This is a genomic window from Bacillus sp. SRL337, from assembly GCF_984799155.1.
On record NZ_OZ481793.1, the window covers coordinates 3,079,268 to 3,095,923 of the forward strand.

General features: G+C 43.2%; 18 protein-coding genes. 4 read left to right on the forward strand and 14 right to left on the reverse strand.

Features of this window, described 5'->3' with window-relative positions; translation table 11 throughout:
- Nucleotides 1-1,614: 1,614 nt before the first annotated feature.
- The 12 genes from sigF to spoIIM all read right to left on the reverse strand — a co-directional run bounded on the left by sigF (nt 1,615) and on the right by spoIIM (nt 11,201).
- On the reverse strand, nt 1,615-2,376 hold the full coding sequence (gene sigF / locus AC4E8A_RS15740; protein WP_490194238.1) for an RNA polymerase sporulation sigma factor SigF: 762 nt from the start codon (nt 2,374-2,376) through the stop codon (nt 1,615-1,617).
- Between the two features lie 12 nt (nt 2,377-2,388).
- Nucleotides 2,389-2,829: an anti-sigma F factor gene (gene spoIIAB, locus AC4E8A_RS15745; protein ID WP_490194240.1), complete on the reverse strand. Its 441-nt coding sequence runs from the start codon at nt 2,827-2,829 to the stop codon at nt 2,389-2,391.
- Nucleotides 2,830-2,831: 2 nt separating this feature from the next.
- Nucleotides 2,832-3,182, reverse strand: coding sequence for an anti-sigma F factor antagonist (gene spoIIAA / locus AC4E8A_RS15750; protein ID WP_490194242.1), 351 nt, complete (start codon nt 3,180-3,182; stop codon nt 2,832-2,834).
- A 198-nt stretch (nt 3,183-3,380) separates the two neighbouring features.
- Nucleotides 3,381-4,544, reverse strand: coding sequence for a D-alanyl-D-alanine carboxypeptidase family protein (locus AC4E8A_RS15755; RefSeq protein ID WP_490194244.1), 1,164 nt, complete (start codon nt 4,542-4,544; stop codon nt 3,381-3,383).
- Nucleotides 4,545-4,744: 200 nt separating this feature from the next.
- Nucleotides 4,745-6,055 (reverse strand): pyrimidine-nucleoside phosphorylase, encoded by a 1,311-nt coding sequence (locus tag AC4E8A_RS15760; protein WP_490194246.1) that lies wholly within the window; start codon nt 6,053-6,055, stop codon nt 4,745-4,747.
- Nucleotides 6,056-6,112: 57 nt separating this feature from the next.
- Nucleotides 6,113-6,928 (reverse strand): purine-nucleoside phosphorylase, encoded by an 816-nt coding sequence (locus AC4E8A_RS15765; RefSeq protein WP_490194248.1) that lies wholly within the window; start codon nt 6,926-6,928, stop codon nt 6,113-6,115.
- A gap of 1 nt (nt 6,929) precedes the next feature.
- Entirely contained in the window at nt 6,930-8,123 is a 1,194-nt protein-coding gene (deoB, locus tag AC4E8A_RS15770; protein ID WP_490194250.1) for a phosphopentomutase, read from the reverse strand.
- Between the two features lie 49 nt (nt 8,124-8,172).
- Nucleotides 8,173-8,346, reverse strand: a complete 174-nt coding sequence (locus AC4E8A_RS15775) for a hypothetical protein (RefSeq protein ID WP_490194252.1) — start codon at nt 8,344-8,346, stop codon at nt 8,173-8,175.
- Nucleotides 8,347-8,624: 278 nt separating this feature from the next.
- Nucleotides 8,625-9,518: a site-specific tyrosine recombinase XerD gene (gene xerD, locus AC4E8A_RS15780; RefSeq protein ID WP_490194254.1), complete on the reverse strand. Its 894-nt coding sequence runs from the start codon at nt 9,516-9,518 to the stop codon at nt 8,625-8,627.
- A 5-nt stretch (nt 9,519-9,523) separates the two neighbouring features.
- Nucleotides 9,524-9,754: a YqzK family protein gene (locus AC4E8A_RS15785; RefSeq protein WP_490194256.1), complete on the reverse strand. Its 231-nt coding sequence runs from the start codon at nt 9,752-9,754 to the stop codon at nt 9,524-9,526.
- A gap of 217 nt (nt 9,755-9,971) precedes the next feature.
- Complete coding sequence (gene fur / locus AC4E8A_RS15790) at nt 9,972-10,433, reverse strand: ferric iron uptake transcriptional regulator (RefSeq protein WP_490194258.1); 462 nt, start codon at nt 10,431-10,433, stop codon at nt 9,972-9,974.
- Nucleotides 10,434-10,544: 111 nt separating this feature from the next.
- Complete coding sequence (spoIIM, locus tag AC4E8A_RS15795) at nt 10,545-11,201, reverse strand: stage II sporulation protein M (protein ID WP_490194260.1); 657 nt, start codon at nt 11,199-11,201, stop codon at nt 10,545-10,547.
- 155 nt (nt 11,202-11,356) lie between these two features.
- On the opposite strand from spoIIM, the gene AC4E8A_RS15800 reads away from it, so the two are divergent.
- Both AC4E8A_RS15800 and hpaB read left to right on the forward strand, forming a co-directional pair.
- Nucleotides 11,357-11,944: a GNAT family N-acetyltransferase gene (locus AC4E8A_RS15800; RefSeq protein ID WP_490194262.1), complete on the forward strand. Its 588-nt coding sequence runs from the start codon at nt 11,357-11,359 to the stop codon at nt 11,942-11,944.
- 113 nt (nt 11,945-12,057) lie between these two features.
- The gene (gene hpaB, locus AC4E8A_RS15805) at nt 12,058-13,515 is read left to right on the forward strand and encodes a 4-hydroxyphenylacetate 3-monooxygenase, oxygenase component (protein ID WP_490194264.1); all 1,458 of its coding nucleotides are present in this window, start codon (nt 12,058-12,060) and stop codon (nt 13,513-13,515) included.
- Between the two features lie 19 nt (nt 13,516-13,534).
- Here the strand turns inward: hpaB and AC4E8A_RS15810 are convergent, their stop codons facing one another.
- Nucleotides 13,535-14,701, reverse strand: a complete 1,167-nt coding sequence (locus tag AC4E8A_RS15810) for an endonuclease Q family protein (RefSeq protein WP_490194265.1) — start codon at nt 14,699-14,701, stop codon at nt 13,535-13,537.
- Nucleotides 14,701-15,252 (reverse strand): NUDIX hydrolase, encoded by a 552-nt coding sequence (locus tag AC4E8A_RS15815; RefSeq protein ID WP_490194267.1) that lies wholly within the window; start codon nt 15,250-15,252, stop codon nt 14,701-14,703. Before AC4E8A_RS15815 ends, AC4E8A_RS15810 begins: the two co-directional genes overlap by 1 nt.
- Nucleotides 15,253-15,428: 176 nt before the next feature.
- Between AC4E8A_RS15815 and mciZ the strand changes: the two genes are divergently transcribed.
- Nucleotides 15,429-15,566: a Z-ring formation inhibitor MciZ gene (gene mciZ / locus AC4E8A_RS15820; protein ID WP_490194269.1), complete on the forward strand. Its 138-nt coding sequence runs from the start codon at nt 15,429-15,431 to the stop codon at nt 15,564-15,566.
- Nucleotides 15,567-15,634: 68 nt separating this feature from the next.
- On the forward strand, nt 15,635-16,558 hold the full coding sequence (locus tag AC4E8A_RS15825; protein ID WP_490194271.1) for an aldo/keto reductase: 924 nt from the start codon (nt 15,635-15,637) through the stop codon (nt 16,556-16,558).
- Nucleotides 16,559-16,656: the final 98 nt, after the last annotated feature.

The following is a 16,656-nucleotide window of genomic DNA, read 5'->3' on the forward strand; positions in this document are numbered from 1 at the left end:
TAGATCTCCTCATCGTTTATAACCAGGTGGTTTTTTTCTATTCACATGGTTTTAAAACATCACACCGGTTGTAACCAGGGGCTTCCCTTCTAATCACATGGTTATAGAGATACTCATCGTTTACAACCCGGGGTTTCTCTTCTTTTCACATATTTTTAGATCTCCTCATCGTTTATAACCAGGTGTTTTTTTCTATTCACATGGTTTTAGAACATCACACCGGTTATAACCCGGTGTTTCCCTTTTAATCACTTGGTTTTAAACCTCCACACCGATTATAATCCGGGGTTTCTTTTCTATTCACCTGGTTTTAGACCTCAATACCGTTTATAACCAGGTGTTTCTCTTCTATTCACCTGGTTTTAGACCATCACACCGTTTATAATCCGGTGTTTCCCTTTTAATCACATGGTTTTAAACCTCCACACCGGTTATAACCAGGTGGTTCTCTTTTAATCACATGGTTTTAGACCTCCTCATCGTTTATAACCCTGTGTTTCTCTTCTATTCACCTGGTTTTAAACCTCCACACCGGTTATAACCAGGTGGTTCCCTTCTAATCACCTGGTTATAGAGATACTCATCGTTTATAACCCGGGGTTTCTTTTCTATTCACCTGGTTTTAGACCTCAATACCGTTTATAACCAGGTGTTTCTCTTCTATTCACCTGGTTTTAGACCATCACACCGTTTATAATCCGGTGTTTCTCTTTTAATCACATGGTCTTAAACCTCCACACCGGTTATAACCAGGTGGTTCTCTTTTAATCACATGGTTTTAGACCTCCTCATCGTTTATAACCAGGTGGTTCTCTTCTTTTCACCTGGTTTTAAACCTCCACACCGGATATAATCCGGTGTTTCCCTTCTATTCACCTGGTTGTAAACCTCCACATCGTTTATAACCCTGTGTTTCTCTTCTATTCACCTGGTTGTAAACCTCCACACCGGTTATAACCAGGGGTTTCCCTTCTAATCACATGGTTTTAGACCTCCACACCGGTTATAACCGGTGGTTCTCTTCTTTTCACCTGGTTTTAGACCATCACACTGTTTATAACCAGGGGTTTCCCTTTTAATCACATGGTTTTAAACCTCCACACCGATTATAATCCGGTGTTTCTTTTCTATTCACCTGGTTGTAGACCTCAATACCGTTTATAACCAGGGGTTTCTCTTCTTTTCACCTGGTTTTAGACCTCCTCATCGTTTATAACCCGGTGTTTCCCTTCTAAATCACATGGTTTTAGACCTCCACACCGTTTATAACCAGGTGGTTCTCTTCTTTTCACCTGGTTGTAAACCACCACATCGTTTATAACCCAGTGTTTCTATTCTATTCACCTGGTTGTAAACCTCCACACCGGTTATAACCCGGTGTTTCCCAAATCAGCTGTTGTATAGCGGGATCAATCGCATTGATTTTGAAGAAGGCGATGATCATGAATGGAGCAGGAGATAAACTGAAGGCTTAATTTTCTCGGGTTACCTACCGTTTTTGGGGGCATCAAGCTCATGGGGGGAATTGATTTTTCAACTCATGCCTCGAAAACAATGGTCGCTGACCGGCTGCACATCAAAAAAAGCAAACCGCCTGAAGCGGTTTGCTTATCCTTACGTCAAATTCATTTTTTCTTTCATATTATGCAGGATTTTTTTCTCCAGCCTTGAAACCTGCACCTGGGAAATCCCAAGGCGGTCGGCGACTTCGGACTGGGTCTGGTCCTTGTAGTATCGGAGATAGACAATCAGCCGCTCCCTTTCATCCAATTCCCTGATGGCTTCTTTTAAAGCAATCTTATCAAACCACTTCTGGTCTGAGGTATCGGAAATTTGGTCCAGGAGTGTGATCGGGTCCCCATCATTTTCATATACGGTTTCATGAATAGAGGAAGGTGCCCTGCTCGCCTCTTGTGCCATGACGATTTCTTCTGGGGACAGTTCAAGATGGGCGGCAATTTCATTGATGGTAGGAACCCTTCCCAATGTTTTTGACAATTCATCTCTTGCCCGGCGAACCCGGTTGCCGGTCTCTTTCAATGACCTGCTTACCTTTACCGTGCCGTCATCCCGGATAAACCTTTGGATTTCCCCGATGATCATGGGAACTGCATAGGTTGAAAACTTAACATCATATGACAAATCAAATTTGTCCACTGATTTCAATAATCCTATGCAACCGATTTGAAACAGGTCGTCAGGTTCATATCCCCGATTCAAAAACCGCTGTACAACTGACCATACGAGTCTCATGTTTTTTTGGACAATCAAGTCCCTGGCTGACTGGTCACCTTCCTGGCTTCGCTGGATGAGTTCTTTAACCTCTGTATCCTTTAAAAAACTCTGCTCTTTGTCCTTCTTAACTTCCACATCCATTAGCACAGCTCCTTAATTGCATAGCGCTTTACTGTTAGCTAAATGCTTTTTTAAACGAACGGTTGTGCCTGCTCCAGGGTGCGAACTCACTTCTATCTCATCCATAAAGTTTTCCATGATTGTAAAGCCCATACCTGAACGTTCAAGCTCGGGTTTGGTTGTGAACAGCGGCTGGCGGGCTTCCTCTACATCCTGTATGCCAATACCATCATCCCTGATTTCCATGTCAATACAACCGTCTTCCATCTTGACTGTGATATAGACGAAACAGTTTGGGTTGTTATCATAGCCATGTATGATGGCGTTGGTAACCGCTTCTGAAACGACAGTCTTGATTTCCGTCAGTTCATCCATTGTCGGATCAAGCTGAGCAATAAAGGAAGCTACGGTCACACGAGCAAACGATTCATTTTCGCTCACTGCACTGAATTGAATGTTCATTTCATTTTTCATTTTCAGGCAACCCCCAGACTTTGTAATGCATATTCTTCAGACGGCTCTAAACGAATGATCTTAAAGAGGCCGGACATCTCAAATAGCCGCTTGACTGCCGGGGAAATTGCACAGACCACCATTTCTCCATGCTTCTGTTTAATTTGCTTATATCTCCCTAAAATCACACCGAGACCAGAGCTGTCCATGAATCCAAGAGCTTCCATGTTCAGTACAATGTGCTTGATTCCGTGTTCTTCAATCAACTGAGAGGCTTGCTGCCTCAATTTTTCTGCTGTGTGGTGATCAAGTTCCCCGCTTAGTCGAATGCAAAGAACATCACTTTTAACTTCTAGACCAATAGTAAGACTCACTATCACAGGCCTCCTTCTCTGTCGTATAGTGAGTCAATTCTATTCTGTATTCCCAAATTCCTTCTACAAGACAAAACTAGAAGTATTTAGACAATTTATGCTGTTTTTTTAACAAAAAAACTTGTGGTGACCCTTGCCGTTTCACACCAAAGCGAAGGAGGATGAATGCACAAACAACAATGGTAAGAAGACAATAAATTAATTACCGCTCTTCGTAAACATTCCAAAAGCACGCTTATACAACTGCCAGAAGCTTGCCTGTGGAACATCCTGTTTAGCTATAAGCTGAGTTTCAGACAGTGGCTTCCCATCTTTTTCAATGACAAGTTTACCGATTTTATCTCCCTTTTTCACTGGAGCTTTCAGCTTATCTAATTGTACCTTTTTCTCAACACCGTCAAGCTTTTCGCCTTTTTTCGCAAGCAGGGAAACCGGCTCGTTCGTCATTGCATCAACTTCTTTAACTTTTCCTTTGGAAACTTTCGTCTTGCCTACGCTCGCCCCTTTTTCAAAAAGAGGTTTTGTCTGATATTGACTGAAGGCATAGTCGAACATCTTACTGACCTCTGCATTCCGGTCTTTAGGTGTGGGTTCCCCGAAAACTACCGCAATGACCCTCATGTTGTCTTTTTTGGCCGTTGCTGTCAGGCAGTACTTTGCCTCATTTGTAAATCCGGTTTTCAACCCATCCACTCCTGGGTAAAAACGGACCAGTTTATTTGTATTCACCAGCCAGAATTTCTTATCTGTATCTTCACGCAAGTAAGATTCATAAGTTCCCGTGAAATTTGTGATTTCTTGATGTTTCAACAATTCCTTAGCCAACATGGCCATGTCGTGTGCAGAACTGACATGATCACTTGCCGGCAGACCTGTCGGGTTCTTGAAATGCGTGTCGTTTAATCCCATATCCTTGACTTTATTATTCATTTTCTCTACGAAGCCTTCTTCGCTGCCTGCAATATGCTCTGCCATCGCAACAGACGCATCATTTGCTGAACCGATCGAAATGCCCAGCAGCATTTCTTTGACTGTCATTTCTTCACCAGGCTCCAGGAAAATTTGAGAACCGCCCATGGAGGCTGCATATTCACTTGTTCTGACTTTGTCTTCCCATTTGATCTGGCCCTTTTCAATGGCTTCCATAATCAAGATCATGGTCATGATTTTTGTCATGGATGCCGGCGGGAGCTTTTCATGGCTGTTTTTATCATATAAAACCGTTCCCGTATCTCTTTCAATCAATATCGCAGATTTAGCTGTTTCCGCTAATTCTGTTTTCTTCTCCTCTGCCGAAGCAAACGGAGCCAAAGTGGATGAGATCAATACTAACATAAGGATGGCCGATATCATTCGTTTCATTCCTGGTCCTCCATTCAATGTAAGAATTTCATTACATGCATAGCCCCATTTTTTCCATCCTTATCTTTTTTATACAGGGATTTCCAATGAAATTTTCACTATTATTCGTTCACCATTTAAGGAAGACAGCTCATTTATAACAAAAAAAGACAGATGATCTTGAAGATCACCTGCCTCTTTATGTTGACCAGTCACTTTGGTTATTTGGTTTCTTTGATTTCCCCGTGAATGAGTACAGGGGCATCCACTTTGCTTTGAGTAACTTTGATGCTTTCATAAAGCTTATTCTTTACGTCATCAATTTCTTCACTGCTGCTATGGATGCTCACCAAGGATTCACCCTTTTGGACTTTATCACCAATTTTCTTTCTGAGTTCCAGTCCTACAGCCAAATCGATTTCGGACTCCTTTGTCGCCCTTCCAGCACCAAGCCACATAGCTGCAGTTCCGACTGAGTCAGCAATAATTTCCGAAACATAACCATCTTCTTTTGCTTCCAGTTCAAAAACATGCGCTGCTGTTGGCAGTCTTTCCGGTTCGTCCACTACGGATTCATCCCCTCCTTGGGATTTCAAGAAAAGCTTAAAGCTGTTCAAGGCTGAGCCGTCCTTCATTACTGTAACAAGCTTTTCACGTGCTTCTTCAAGGGATGCGGCTTTTCCGGCAAGATAAACCATATGGCTTCCCAGTGTCAAACATAGCTCGGTTAAGTCTTCCGGTCCCTCACCTTTTAATGTATCAATTGCTTCTTTTACTTCCAATGCATTACCGATCGCAAATCCAAGCGGCTGGCTCATATCAGAGATTACGGCCATTGTTCTGCGTCCGACATTGTTTCCGATGTTGACCATCGCCTGTGCCAGTTCTTTTGAGTCATCAAGCTCTTTCATGAAAGCTCCAGCCCCTGTTTTCACATCAAGGACAATGGCGTCCGCGCCTGCAGCAATTTTTTTACTCATGATGGAGGATGCAATCAGTGGAATACTGTTCACCGTCGCAGTTACATCACGCAGGGAATATAATTTCTTGTCAGCCGGAGTCAGATTACCACTTTGCCCGATAACGGCAATTTTATTTTCATTTACAAGACGGGTAAACTCATCATTGTCGATTTCTACATGAAAACCAGGTACTGCTTCCAACTTGTCAATTGTTCCGCCTGTATGCCCGAGTCCTCTACCACTCATTTTGGCCACAGGAACCCCGACCGCGGCAACTAGCGGTCCAAGTACTAAAGTAGTTGTATCGCCGACACCGCCCGTGGAATGCTTGTCGACCTTGACTCCTTCGATTGCCGATAAATCAATTTGGTCCCCGGATTGAACCATTGCCATCGTCAGATCCGCTCGTTCCCTTTCAGACATGCCCTGGAAGAAAATCGCCATTGTCAGCGCACTCGCCTGATAATCGGGAATGCTTCCATCTGTGTATCCCTCAACAAAATAATTGATTTCTTCCCCTGTCAGCTCTTTGCCGTCCCGTTTCTTTTCGATTACATCAACCATTCTCATTTCTAATCACCTCAAAACTTAGTCATCATGCAGAATATTGCATGTATTCATTCGTTTTTACATCGATTTGACGATAGCTTTTACATAATCAAGGAAGTCTTGCCGAACCTTTTCGGTTGTCTCGATTACTTCATCATGAGTAAGAGGCTGGTCAAGGATGCCTGCCGCCATGTTAGAAATACAAGAGATACCCAGCACATCCAAACCTGAGTGCCCGGCAACAATAACTTCAGGAACAGTCGACATACCTACCGCATCTCCGCCAAGGGTTCTAAGCATACGTACCTCTGCAGGCGTTTCATATACGGGACCGGTATTTCCAACATACACACCTTCTCTAATGTTGAGTGAAAGCTTTTCTGCTACCGACCTTGCCAGTTCACGAAGAGGTTTGCTGTACGCTTCCGACATGTCAGGGAAACGGGCACCAAGCCGGTCATCATTAGGACCGATCAGCGGATTCCCCCCCATATTATTAATATGATCGGAAATGATCATCAAATCACCCGCCTGAAAAGATTCATTAACCCCTCCGGCTGCGTTTGTAACGATCAAGGATTCAACGCCGAGCTCTTTCATAACTCTGACAGGAAATGTCACCTTGTCGAAGCCATAGCCCTCATAGTAATGGAATCTCCCTTGCATGGCCACGACTTCTTTTCCAGACAATTGACCGAATACCAGTTGGCCGGCATGTCCGGCAACCGTTGAAACAGGGAAATCCGGTATTTCTTTATAAGGCACTACGACCGGATTTTCGATCTCTTCCGCAAGGACACCGAGTCCCGAACCTAAAATGAGTCCAATAGTCGGTTTCCCTGTATATTTGTTATTCAAAAAGTTTGCTGCATTCTCTATTTGTTCAAATTTCATATTAAGACTCCTTAGCGATTTCGTTTAAAAAGCTTTTTCCGTATTTAGGAAGTTTCACGTTGAAGTTTTCTGCCACTGTCGCCCCTATGTCGGCAAAAGTTTTGCGGACCGGAATCTCTTTCCCGCCGCTCATTCGTTTCGAATAAACAAGAAGTGGTACATACTCCCTTGTATGATCTGTCCCATAATGTACCGGATCATTACCATGGTCAGCCGTAATGATCAATAAATCATCCTCTGTCATTCTCTCAAAGACTTCCGGCAGCCTTGCATCAAACTCTTCCAGGGCCTTTCCGTATCCTTCAGGGTCGCGGCGGTGTCCAAACAATGCATCAAAGTCCACCAGGTTCAAGAAACTAAGACCGGTAAAATCCTTTTCGAAAGACTTGACCATTTGATCCATTCCATCCATATTATGCTTGGTCCTGACAGACTCCGTCACACCTTCACCATTGTAAATATCAGAAATTTTGCCCAGGGCGATGACATCAAATCCTGAATCTTTCAGTTCGTTCATGACTGTCCGATCAAAAGGTTTCAATGCATAGTCGTGTCTGTTTGAAGTACGCTGGAAGTTACCCGGTTCTCCCACAAATGGACGTGCGATGATGCGGCCAACGAGATATTCCTCGTCTTTTGTCAATTCACGTGCTATTTCACAGATTTTATACAATTCATCAATCGGCACAATCTCTTCATGCGCAGCAATTTGAAGGACAGGATCAGCAGATGTATAAACGATCAATGCACCGGTTTCCATATGCTCTTTACCCAGTTCCTCAATAATTGCCGTTCCGCTTGCCGGCTTATTGCCAATAATAGGTCTTCCTGTTCTTTCTTCAAGTTGTTTCAATAGCTCTTCAGGAAATCCATCAGGATACACTTTAAAAGGCTGGCTGATATTCAGCCCCATGATCTCCCAGTGTCCTGTCATGGTATCCTTTCCTACAGAAGCTTCTTCCATCTTTGTGTAATAAGCCATAGGCGTTTCCTGTTTTTCAATTCCTTTTATTTCACGGATGTTTGATAATCCGAGCTTACTCATATTAGGCATGTGCAGCCCATTCATGCGTTCGGCGATATGCCCTAATGTATCCGCCCCTTCATCGTTGAAATCCTTAGCATCAGGAGCTTCCCCGATTCCTACTGAGTCCATGACAACAAGGTGAACTCTTTTGTATGTATAATTGCTCATTTGTCTCTTCCTCCTTCATTGTTTTTTTGCTTCTCTTGGTTATTTCCAACTAATCGTTGTTGTTACCCGCTGCTGGTGTGCCGCTCCGCTTGGTCGCTGAACTGAAAAGCTGAGGCAGCCGGTCAACCGATATTGATGGGAGTCGGATGCTGCAGATATTGACACTTACGCAGGAAGATCTGTCAGGCTCTGCCTGCTGAAGCTGGACGCGCCAGTACAGCAAGAGGTCACACCCCTTCTGCTTCAATCAAAGCCCTATTCAAAAACAAGGTTAATAGGAAAGAAGATGGTTCAAAGTTTAGTCCTCTTGATCCCATTTTATATAATCATCAAATACAGCTATATATAAGGATATATTACCCCGTTTGGCAGCCAGTAACCAAAAGAACATTCGTCAGAAGTCAGACAACCTTATTTTAAAGCTGCTGTCTTTAAAATACAAGCGTTTACATATATAATCTTCTCCTTCTAACTTTACGGACAATAAAAAAACGCAGGCCACTAAGCCCGCGGGTGAAATTTTGAATAGACATCCTTCATTCTCGTTTTTGTCACATGGGTATAAATTTGGGTAGTGGATATATCCACGTGGCCAAGCATTTCCTGCACCGCTCTCAGATCTGCCCCGTTTTCCAGCAGATGCGTTGCAAATGAGTGTCTCAGGGTGTGGGGTGTCAGCTCCTTGGAAATCTTTGCTTCGGCAGCCAACCCCTTTAAGATTTTCCAAAACCCCTGCCTCGATAACCCCTTGCCATGGTGATTCAAGAAGAGGGAATCATCTTTATGCTTTTTTCTTACCAATTTCGGACGGCCATCCATGAGGTATTGTTCCAGCACTTCAATTGCTGTCTTTCCAATAGGTATGATCCGTTCCTTATTTCCTTTTCCGATACAACGTACGAAGCCCATTTTTAAATGAACATCCTCCAGTTGAAGCCTGATCAGTTCAGACACACGGATTCCTGTTGCGTAAAGTACCTCCAGCATCGCCTTGTCTCTGATTCCAAGCGGAGTGCTTTCTTGCGGAGCTTCCAGTAAGGCTTCCACTTCGCCTATACTGAGTACTTTCGGAAGGGAACGTTCCATTTTTGGCGATTCAATATGTATAGATGGGTCCTGTTCAGTTACTTTCTCCCGAAGAAGAAACTGATGAAATGACCGGATGGAAGCTACATGCCTGGCAATTGTCTTGGCAGACTTCCCTTCATTTTTTAAATGGCTGAGAAATCCGGTGATATTGACCCTTTGCACTTCATCCCACTCTTTCGCTGAATCCACATTTTGAACGAATTTCATGTAATTCCTCAAATCACGTTGATAGGAGTCTATCGAATTCTTGGCCAGCCCCCTCTCAACAATCAAAAAATGGATAAAATCTTGTAGTCTGCTCTCCAAGCTTATTACTCCCCATTCATATAAAAAAGTAACAGCCGGTCAGTCCAGCTCCGCTCCTCCTCCGAAACAGTCTGGAACACTTTTACAGCAGCACCTTCCGGCTCATCGTATCTGTGATAGCTTTCATACTCTTCACTTATACACATAATACCATAGTAAAAAAGAATCGTAGAGCCTGTAAACAATATAAATACTTTTATAGTGTGCCAAATCGTCTTCATCCCTGTTTGAACCATACGCCTGTCCTCCATTAACGTTCTTTCTAACAAGCTATGACGAAAATGGCGTGAATTATACCAGGGAGCTGTAAAAATCTTTGTTTTAACGTATGCAGCTGCTGGCCAATAGGCCTTTTGCTTACACAGAGGCTCGTTGCTTCAAGTCACATAGGACTGGTCATGACTCCCTCCAAAAATAAAAGAACTGACTACATGGCGGCCAGCTCTGTGATTTCTAGTCTTTATTAGGTTCATCTGACTTTTCCTGGCACCTGTAACATATTCCATGGAATGTCAAACGGTGATCCTTTATTTTAAACTTCCAATCTCTTTCTACAATTGCTTCCACATCTTCAAGCAAATCTTCCTGGATTTCATCAACAGCTCCACACTCTATACACACCAGGTGATGGTGAAAATGAGCCGCGCCTTCTTGACGGAGATCATACCTCGATACACCATCGCCGAAATTTATTTTGTCTACAATTTTCAACTCTGTCAGCAGTTCCAATGTCCGATAGACAGTCGCCAATCCAATTTCGGGAGATTTTTCTTTAACGAGGAGGTATACATCTTCTGCACTAAGATGGTCTTCTTCATTTTCCAATAATACTCTCACTGTCGCTTCTCGCTGTGGTGTCAGCTTGTAGCTGGCAGAAGAAAGCTGCTTCTTTATACGGTCAATCCGGCTTTCCATAATCCGTCTCCCTCCCTCGTCAGTGTCTACATTATTATAACAAAAAGGGAGGAATAAGCAAAATAAAATCATTATAAAGAAGATATTATAATTTGTATTAAATAATAATTATTATTTATTAGAAAGGTTGACCATTGTCTTCATCAGATTGGGAGAGATATATGCTTCAATACCAGCTGCTACAGTTATGATGGCTATCGCTAATACAAAGGCGAGTACATATCTTGACAGCAACGGAGCCATCGGGACCTGCAGATGCGAGGAAAGCTTCATAAAGATTTTCCGAATGAGCGTTAAAGAAAAACTGACACTGATCACCCCTATGAAGATAAATGCCGGAATGATCACAATATTTTGCGGCAGGACCGTAGCAAAGGACAGCAGAAATCCATTCCAGCCCATTTGATTCACTAAAAAACCTACTGAAAAACCGATGACAACCCCTTTCATAAATAAAAGGATAAAGATGAGCGGCAGACCGATAATCGATATGCCGAGGATCCACATTAATCCTAAATATTTTACATTATGAAGAAAACTCTGCTGGAACAAGTCTTCCGCAGAAGCAATTTTTCCGTCCGCAATTTCTCCAAAAAACTGTCCCAGATAAAAGTATAGATCTTCTTTTTGAGTAAACGAGAGGCTGTTCACGACCACCGCCCCGAAAATGACCCCCATTAAGAATAGAGTCAGTATGAATAGATAGATAGAGGAATGTGATTGTACATGTTCAATAATTGGATTTTTGGCTGAGATTCCCTTTCGCATCGGTTTTCCTCCTAATCGAGTATTACTAGATACTATGTTGTGAATCTAGTAAATATGTCTAAGCACTTTTGGATTCCTAAAAAGATCTTTGGAAAGTGTGTTGTCGCCAGGCAGTAATTCAGATATAATTTTCAGAAAAATCAGGAGGAGATTCTATGGAAAACAAGATACTGTTTGACTTTCCAGACCTAATCGAAACCAAGCGTCTTTATATAAGCCCCTGCAAACCAGGGGATGGAAAAATCGTTCATAAGGCTATCAATAGCTCTATTAAAAATCTGTCACAATGGATGGGGTTTGCCCAAAAAGTGCAGACCATTGAGGAAATAGAAGAAGGAATACGGATGTCATATGCCCAATTCATTTTACGGGAAGATATCAGGCTGCATATATATAAGAAAGATAGCGGTGAGCTGGCAGGGTCAACGGGATTTCATCGTATTGATTGGGACACTGGCAGTGTAGAGATCGGATATTGGGGAGTTTCTTCCCACGGTGGAAATGGCTACATAACAGAAGCTGTTAAAGAGCTGACCTGCTTCGCCTTTGAACATTTGGCCGTCAATAGAGTGGAAATCCGCTGTGATGAGCTTAACCATTCTTCCAGGCGAATCCCTGAACGGCTTGGCTATACACTTGAAGGGACCCTCCGCCAGAATGCCTTAAGTGCAAATGGACAGGAACTTAGAAATACTTGTGTGTATTCTATTCTGGCGGAAGAATGGAAACACCATCCTCATTAATATATAAACTTTCGGTCTCTATATGGTTTCATGCCCCGAACGGACATTATCACCAGGGAATATAATGGAATCGACTATTACAACTGGAAAACCGGGAAAGGAGGGATTATCATTTGGGTGCCATAAATGGAAAACAATTTATCAATCGGCTTGATCAAATGAATACAGAAGTTTGGTTCGATGGCAAGAAAATCGAAGGTAAAATTTCTGAGCACCCTGCCTTTAAAGGGATTATCCAAACTAAGGCTGCTCTCTATGATATGCAGACCGATCCAGAGCATAGAAAGGTTATGACATACCGGTCCCCGATTACGAACGAGCCAGTGGGACTTTCCTTTTTACAGCCAAAGTCGAAAGATGATCTGCTTAAGCGCCGAAAAATGATGGAAGGATGGGCAAGGAAAAATTGCGGGTTAATGGGACGCAGTCCTGATTACCTTAATACAGCGATGATGAGCTTTGCTTCATCGGCTGCTATATTGCAAGGAAAAGAGAATTGTTTCCCAGAACATTTTCGATTCATTTATGAACTGGCCAGGGAAAAGGACTTATCATTTACCCATACATTTATAACACCGCAAGTGAACCGGTCACAATGCTACTTTCACGATGAGCCCGATGAACCGATATCTGCAAGAGTGGTGGAACAAAATGACGCTGGCATAGTTATAAAAGGTGCCCGCCTCCTTGCCACACAGGGAGGGTTAAGCGATGAAGTACTCGTTTTCAGTGCACCGAGCAAACTCTTATTTGAAAAAGGAGAAGCTTTTGCTTTTTCCATACCATCAGACACAATGGGACTGAAGTTCATCTGCAGAGAGTCTTTTGTCGGCGGGGAATCTACTTTTGATCACCCACTAAGCTCCCGTTTTGAAGAAATGGATACAATCCTTGTTTTTGATCATGTCTTGGTCCCTTGGGAACGTGTATTCTTCTTTGATAACCAAGAAGCCTCTAACTCCCTGGTATTGCAAAGCTCTTTTCACCACTTTACTATTCACCAGGTCCTTATCAGACAGATTATAAAGACGGAATTCATACTGGGGATTGCAGAATCTCTTATTGAGCTGATCAATGTAAGGGAATATCAGCACATTCAAGAGAAAGTATCAGAAATCATTATCGGGCTGGAAACGATGAAAGCACTCCTTGAAAAGTCAGAGCACGATGCTGAGCTGGATGAATGGGGGATTATGCGGCCTGATATCACTCCTCTTCGTGTCGCGAGCAATATTTTCCCTAAAATTTACCCGAGGTTCACTGAAATCATTCAACTGATAGGGGCAAGCGGGATGGTTACTTTACCTACAAATGACGCCTTCCGCTCTGAAATAGGGGCAGACTTGGGACTCTACCTGCAAGGAGCAAACCATTCGGCTGAGGATAAAACCAAACTATTCCGCCTTGCCTGGGATCTTACAATGAGCTCCTTCGGCACCAGACAAACTCAATATGAGAGATATTTTTTTGGCGATCCAGTCCGTTTATCCGGAGCACTGTATCATACCTATCCGAAACAAGGCTGCATCAACATGGTGAAAGACTTTCTGGACGCAAAGAGAGGACAATGATGAGTCACTGTCCTCTCTTTTAGTTCTTGGATACTTTCCCATATCTTCCACCCCCGCCTGCATTGATAGCAAGTCGGCCTGTTCGGGCTTTGTGGATGGCTTCTGCCAGCTGTTCCTTGGTCACTTCCGCGAGCTTGCCTTTAGGTACATGATGCAGAACATCCATCTCAGTCCCAAAATGATCAAGCAGCTTTTCCATGGTTTTGGGTCCGAGGCCTGGGATATATTCCAAAGGGACCTGGGGAATATATGGCGGCCTGACAGGCGGAGGTATATTTTCTGCTAAATCTGCGATCCGGTGCTTCACGCCCCGGATTTTCTTAACATGGCCGCAATCAGGACATCGTTCAGCACTATCCGGGATTATGACACTGCAGCTGCTGCAGGTTGTTTCATAGTACTTACCCAATAGAGGATCAAGTCCGTAGTTGGCCGCAATCCTCCGCCCACCCTCGTTCTTCAGAGCTCTGGCAAACTCTTTAAATGACGGAGATTTCATCATGATCGCATTATACTCACGAGCGATTTTTGCAAGTGAGTGAGCATCTGAATTCGTGAGAAAGGGGTATTTATGGAGCTCCGGGATCCTGTTCGCCATCGAAGTATTGCTGCTCAACCCAAGTTCGACTGCATCTATCATCTCAGGTGAAAAAACCTCAACCAGCGATTTGCTCACACCTTTTCCATAAAGACTTTTAAAAGGTGTGAAGATATGAGCCGGGATAAAAAGCCCCCCCAAGCCCTTCACTGTCTGCTGAAGTTCTCTACCCTCCGCATAAATCCTTTGTGAGCTGAGATGAATGTTTGTCACTCTGCTGCTCAGCCAGCCAGAGAACGATTTCAGAGAATGTAAATCTGGAAAATAAGCAAGGACATGGATCGGTCCTTTGCAGTTTTCATCATTGATTTCGAGTTCACTCCCGGGAAGCAGGACTAACCCATTCTCATGCTGAAAGCCGCCGTCCTCCAACTCTGTTAATTCGCCCCTTCCAACCAGACCCTCTATCTCCAGAATGACTTCCGGTGAATGACAGTCAATAATCCCGAGCATATGCAGACCTTTCGGGTAACCAGAATACCTCAGGATATTCGTTAAAGTCAGGGTTCGAGATCCTGTAATTTTCACAGGGCGTCCGCTTGCAGTCCTTCCAATATGAACATGCATATCTGCAAAGTATTCTTTCATTATTCCTTCATTGCCTCTTTTAATTGCAGGTATTGAACTGCGTAAGCTGTTTTTGCATCGAAAATCCGCTTTTCCTCTATCATCTTTTGAGCTTCCTCTAGAGTGACCTCAATAAGCTCAACAAATTCATCTTCATCAGCAGCACTTGCATTTTCCAATCGATAAATATCCTCTGCAATAAAAAGATGAACCAATTCATCCGCAAATCCAGGTGAAGTATAGAAAGAGATGAGAGATTTCATATTCTTACACCCGTAACCAGTTTCTTCTTCAAGCTCCCTTTCCGCGGTTCTCACAGGTTCTTCACCAGGTTCCAGTTTCCCTGCCGGTATCTCCACAATCGATTGTTCCAAGGCTTTGCGATACTGTTCAACCATAACGATTTTACCTTGCGGGGTCAAAGCTATGACAGCAACCGCACCGGGATGTTTAATCAGTTCACGTTTAGACGTTTTCCCATCAGGGAGGCTTACCTCATCAACTTGTAAATCAATGATTTTCCCTTTATAGATCTTTTCTGTTTTCAGTGTTTTTTCTTCGAATTTTTTCATCTTTTTCACTCCTGTCTGATTGAACACTGATGGTTATTATATCAAATTCTCTTCTTTTACCCTTCCTTCATGCTTTCACTCATATTCTTTCCATTTTTGAATATAGATTAACACTCTAAACATCTTTGTGTGTGTTTTTCGGTCCTGATACTAAATTATCTCGCGGAGGTTCAAATATGAAAGTCATCATTCATCCCAAAGGAGTTATTCTTCAGGGGAAAGCATGGGAAATCAGAGCTAAGCTGAAGGAGTACAGTTATAGTTACGAATATATCAAGGAGTGGACCAAATCTGCCGGCAATGAAAAACAGTAAATTTGGTTTCCTTTGTCTATTTCCGGTACAATATCCTTAATTAATGTGAAGGAAAGGACGGGGAGATCATGGAAAAGCGCAGAATAGGAAAATCTGACCTGTATGTAAGCAAAATGGGGTTGGGCTGCATGTCCCTTGGGAATGACCCCAAGAAAGCGCAGCCGATTATCGAAGCAGCACTGGACGAAGGAATCAACTATTTTGATACAGCAGACCTTTACGATTTCGGCCAAAACGAACAGATTGTCGGAAAGACTCTAAAGTCTGTAAGAAATGAGGTCATCATTGCAACAAAAGCAGGGAATCGCTGGGATGATGTCAAGGAAGGATGGCATTGGGACCCTTCAAAAGACTATATAAAGGAAGCAGTAAAGCGAAGCTTAAAAAGACTTGGGACGGACTACATCGATTTGTTCCAGCTTCACGGCGGTACGATGGATGATCCCTCGGACGAAACAATTGAAGCATTTGAAGAGCTGAAGCAAGAAGGACTCATCCGTCACTATGGGATTTCCTCCATCCGCCCGAACGTCATTAATCGTTTTGCCGATTCTTCCAATATTGTATCAGTGATGATGCAGTACAGCCTGCTGGACAGACGGCCAGAGGAGATATTCCCGCTGCTTAAGGATAAAAAGATCAGTGTAGTCACCAGAGGACCTGTTGCAAAAGGACTGCTCAGTGAAAAAATGCTTGAAAAAGCCTCTGCAAAAATGAAAGAAGAAGGGTATCTCGGCTATTCATACAATGAACTTGCGGAAGTGCTCAGCAGTATACAGGAGAAACTGTCAACAGGCAGATCCATGAATGAGCTCGCCCTTCAATATATTCTCAGCCATGATACAGTCTCAGCTGTCGTTCCAGGTGCAAGTTCAGTCGAACAACTACATGAAAACGCTCAGGCAGTCAACGCATCCCCTCTTTCAAGCAAGGAAATACAGGTATTAAAGGATATCACCAAGCAGAATATTTATGAGCATCACCGCATATGAAACTTTCTCTCCATCCCCGAAGCACGGGGATGGTTTCTTATTTTACATAAATCAGCCTTTCCTCCTGCTGCAAATCTCCTGCAAAGGACCTGACCGAA

Bases quoted from the DNA above. Each gene is read 5' to 3' on its own strand.
- AC4E8A_RS15810 (WP_490194265.1), bottom strand. From the start codon at position 14,701: ATGAAAGAATACTTTGCAGATATGCATGTTCATATTGGAAGGACTGCA.
- mciZ (WP_490194269.1), top strand. From the start codon at position 15,429: ATGAAAGTCATCATTCATCCCAAAGGAGTTATTCTTCAGGGGAAAGCA.
- spoIIAB (WP_490194240.1), bottom strand. From the start codon at position 2,829: ATGAAAAATGAAATGAACATTCAATTCAGTGCAGTGAGCGAAAATGAA.
- spoIIM (WP_490194260.1), bottom strand. From the start codon at position 11,201: ATGCGAAAGGGAATCTCAGCCAAAAATCCAATTATTGAACATGTACAA.
- AC4E8A_RS15755 (WP_490194244.1), bottom strand. From the start codon at position 4,544: ATGAAACGAATGATATCGGCCATCCTTATGTTAGTATTGATCTCATCC.
- AC4E8A_RS15765 (WP_490194248.1), bottom strand. From the start codon at position 6,928: ATGAAATTTGAACAAATAGAGAATGCAGCAAACTTTTTGAATAACAAA.
- AC4E8A_RS15785 (WP_490194256.1), bottom strand. From the start codon at position 9,754: ATGGTTCAAACAGGGATGAAGACGATTTGGCACACTATAAAAGTATTT.
- deoB (WP_490194250.1), bottom strand. From the start codon at position 8,123: ATGAGCAATTATACATACAAAAGAGTTCACCTTGTTGTCATGGACTCA.
- AC4E8A_RS15800 (WP_490194262.1), top strand. From the start codon at position 11,357: ATGGAAAACAAGATACTGTTTGACTTTCCAGACCTAATCGAAACCAAG.
- fur (WP_490194258.1), bottom strand. From the start codon at position 10,433: ATGGAAAGCCGGATTGACCGTATAAAGAAGCAGCTTTCTTCTGCCAGC.
- sigF (WP_490194238.1), bottom strand. From the start codon at position 2,376: ATGGATGTGGAAGTTAAGAAGGACAAAGAGCAGAGTTTTTTAAAGGAT.
- AC4E8A_RS15825 (WP_490194271.1), top strand. From the start codon at position 15,635: ATGGAAAAGCGCAGAATAGGAAAATCTGACCTGTATGTAAGCAAAATG.
- AC4E8A_RS15760 (WP_490194246.1), bottom strand. From the start codon at position 6,055: ATGAGAATGGTTGATGTAATCGAAAAGAAACGGGACGGCAAAGAGCTG.
- AC4E8A_RS15815 (WP_490194267.1), bottom strand. From the start codon at position 15,252: ATGAAAAAATTCGAAGAAAAAACACTGAAAACAGAAAAGATCTATAAA.